This window comes from uncultured Campylobacter sp. (genome assembly GCF_937949835.1).
In the GTDB taxonomy this organism is placed as follows: domain Bacteria; phylum Campylobacterota; class Campylobacteria; order Campylobacterales; family Campylobacteraceae; genus Campylobacter_B.
In genome coordinates, this window is the sequence record NZ_CALEDC010000251.1 from 1 (window position 1) to 3,029 (window position 3,029).

The 3,029-nt window shown below is 52.5% G+C and carries 2 protein-coding genes; both read right to left on the bottom strand.

All coding sequences use genetic code 11. From position 1 onward, the window contains the following. Nucleotides 1-62: 62 nt before the first annotated feature. Nucleotides 63-1,898 carry a menaquinone biosynthesis decarboxylase gene (locus Q0256_RS05750; RefSeq protein WP_297960990.1) on the bottom strand — a complete coding sequence of 612 codons (1,836 nt, stop codon included), beginning with the start codon at nucleotides 1,896-1,898 and terminating at the stop codon, nucleotides 63-65. Nucleotides 1,899-1,907: 9 nt separating this feature from the next. Then, nucleotides 1,908-2,897 (bottom strand): hypothetical protein, encoded by a 990-nt coding sequence (locus Q0256_RS05755; protein WP_297960993.1) that lies wholly within the window; start codon nucleotides 2,895-2,897, stop codon nucleotides 1,908-1,910. Nucleotides 2,898-3,029: the final 132 nt, after the last annotated feature.

The window sequence follows — 3,029 nt, forward strand, 5'->3', positions numbered from 1 at the left end:
GCCCGTAAAACCAAAGCTAAATTTTAAAATTTCAAATCCGTGCGAAGTTTCGCCCCGCGTCCTTAAAAAATTTCAAATTTCTTAAATAGCTCGGGCTCATCCTGCACGATGCCGCGCTCTATGAGGCTTGCTACTACTTCGCGGCTGCAGAGCGTCTCCTGCGGCCACCGGCGCGTATAGCCCTCCCACTCGTGCTTGCTCGTAGCGTCGATGCAGATTCGATCGTCCTGCGCCACAAACACGTCGCGCAGCGCATCGATGCTATTTACGACGCGCCAAACGCTCATATAGAGGTTGCTCGCGTCGTTTTCCGCATCGGTAAAAATCAAAATTTTAAAATGCTCGCTAAATTTTAAAATCCGCCGCCAGCTACGCTCTACGAGCTCTTTTTTGTCTATGTTTATCAGCACGAGCGGGTTTTTCGTATCGCAAAAGTGCTGCTTAAGCGCCAAAATAGCGGGCTCCTCGCTTTGGAATTTAGCTAGTAGCTCCTCGTCATTTAAAATTTGCGGCGCCTGCGAGCTTAAATCAGTCGTCGCATCGATGCCGAGCTTGCCGCCAAAGCAGGAGTTCGGGCTTGCGTGATCGAGCTGATCGCACACACCCTCGCTAAAAACGAGGCTGCGCGCACCCATGCGGTTTAGGACGTACTTCGTAAGCGCCTCATACTCATCTAAGCTCGGCGCGTCCTGCGGCACGAAAACGGCGTGTTTTACGAAGCTCATCTGCCCCACGCCCCAAAACGCATGCATGATCTGCTTAGCCGCAGCGGGGTAGCGCACGGCGATCTTAGCCAAAATCAGATTGTGGAATACGCCGTTTTCGGGCATTTTATAATCGATCAGATCGGGCGCGCTCGTACGAAACAGCGGCAAAAAGATCCGCTCGGTCGCGTACCCCATAAATTTATCCTCAAGCGGCGGCTTGCCCACGACGGTAGCGTGAAATACGGGCGTGCGCTTGTGCGTGATCGCGCTAACCTCCATCACCGGAAAGGGCTCTACCGGCGTGTAATATCCCGTGTGATCGCCGAAAGGCCCCTCCAGCTCGCTTACCGCGGGATCGACAAAGCCCTCGATCACGTAGTCCGCGTCCTCCGGAACGTAAATTTCATTCGTAAGCGATTTTACGAGGCGAGCGGGGCTGCGGCGGATAAAGCCGTAAAGTAGCAGCTCAAAAATCCCCTTCGGCAGCGGCGCCTGACCGCACCAGATATAGAGCGGATCGCCGCCGATCGCCACAGATACGGGCATCTTGCGCCCCGCTTTGCGGTATTCGTCGAAAAAGCCAGCGCCGTCTTTGTGGATCTGCCAGTGCATCCCCAGGCGGTCGCGCCCGTAAATTTGCAGGCGATACATGCCGAGATTTTGCGTTTGCGAGTTCAGATCCTTCGTATAGACCTGCCCCATCGTGATGAACGCGCCGCCATCACTCTCCCAGGTCTTAAGCACGGGAAGCTCGCCCAAATCTACATCAGCGCCCAGATGCACGACCTGCTGGCACTCGCCGCGACCGCTAAGGCGCTTTACAAAAATTTTACGCAGCGAGATTAAGTGCGACAAAAAATCAAGCTTTTCGCCGAAGCTTTGCGGACGCTTCGGCTTTAGCAGGCTCTCAATCTCGGCGGCGATATCGTCAGGTTCGCGGCCGAGGATTAAATTTAACGCCTCGAAGGAGCCGAAAATATTTGTAAGCACCGGCGGCATCCGTTTGCCCTGCGCGTTTCGCACGTTCGTAAAAAGCAGCGCCTGCGAGTTTTCGCGCTTGACCTCGATGTAGCTTGCGTGCGCGATCTCAAGCTCCGTGCCGATCTGCTCCTTTACCTCGCGCAAAAGCCCGTTTTCGTAAAGCCTCTTTATCCAAAAATTTCTGTTTAAAATTTCATCAAAGCTCTGCATCCGCTGCCTTTAAAAAAATAGATTTTTTTCTTGCGGTTTTTGATTTAGAAGCTGCAAGATCGCGCTCTTCTCCGCAAAAACCAGCGCGTAGTGAAACTCGGGCAAGCTCTTTAGCGCGCTTAGCTTATTGAAGCGAAAGTCGATCTTGGTGCCGTCCAAGCGGTCCTCCCAGCTAGCGCAGACGATAATTTTTTCGCGGAATTTCGCCCGCAAAAAATCCGCCTCGCGCGCAAAAAGCTCAGGATCGCTCTCGGCGATAAAGGCGCGATAGCTTCCGCCAAGCGAGCTAACGTTAAAAAATCTATCCACAAAAATCGGCTCGAAATGGCCGAATGCGCTTAAGTTTTGAAATTTAAAGGGTATGTTTTTGCGCGAGAGATACTCGATCACGCCGCATAGCTCGGGCAAAAAAAGCTGCGGAAAGATTAAATTTGAATAATAAAGCCCGCCGAAAACGAAGCTGCTGTAAAATATCGAGCCGCCGTAAAGCAGCCTAAAATCGTCGCTCGCGGGGATAGTGACGGGCGATATTCCGAGGCTTTGCAAAAGATCGCCGTCGGTGGTGAAGTAGGTATTTTTCTCCTTGGCATTCAACAGGCTGATGAAAAGCTCGCCCTTGCTGCGCGGCGCAAACATCAAATTCTTAGGCACGCTCGTGTAGCGCAGGATCTCGCTTTGCACCTCGTTTATCAGCACGAAGCCGTGCCGCCACGTCTCGCCCAAAAATTTTATCAGCCGCACGAGCGCCGAGCATAAATTTTCGACCTTGATAAAGGCGATCTCGTCATTAAGCGGCTTGAAATTGTTATCGAAAATGATCGCGTACGCGCCGTTATCGATCGCGGTGCGCACGTCGCGCTCGTTTGCGCCGAGTGCTATGAAAGCACCCTTTTTCGCGACCTTTGCGGGCTCAATCGCAAAGCTTTCGACCGCGGAGATTGCGGGATTATTTAGCATCGTTCCGTTTACGATGCGGGTTAAATTTAATAAATTTACCATTACGACTTCCCTGCGGCAGAGCTTTTGGCGGACGCGACGGCGTCTTTTGCGACGATTACGGCAGGCGTAGCAGTATTTTTTGCGATGCGGCGAGATTTTGCGTTCCGAGAGGTGCTTTTAACGGGTGTCCAT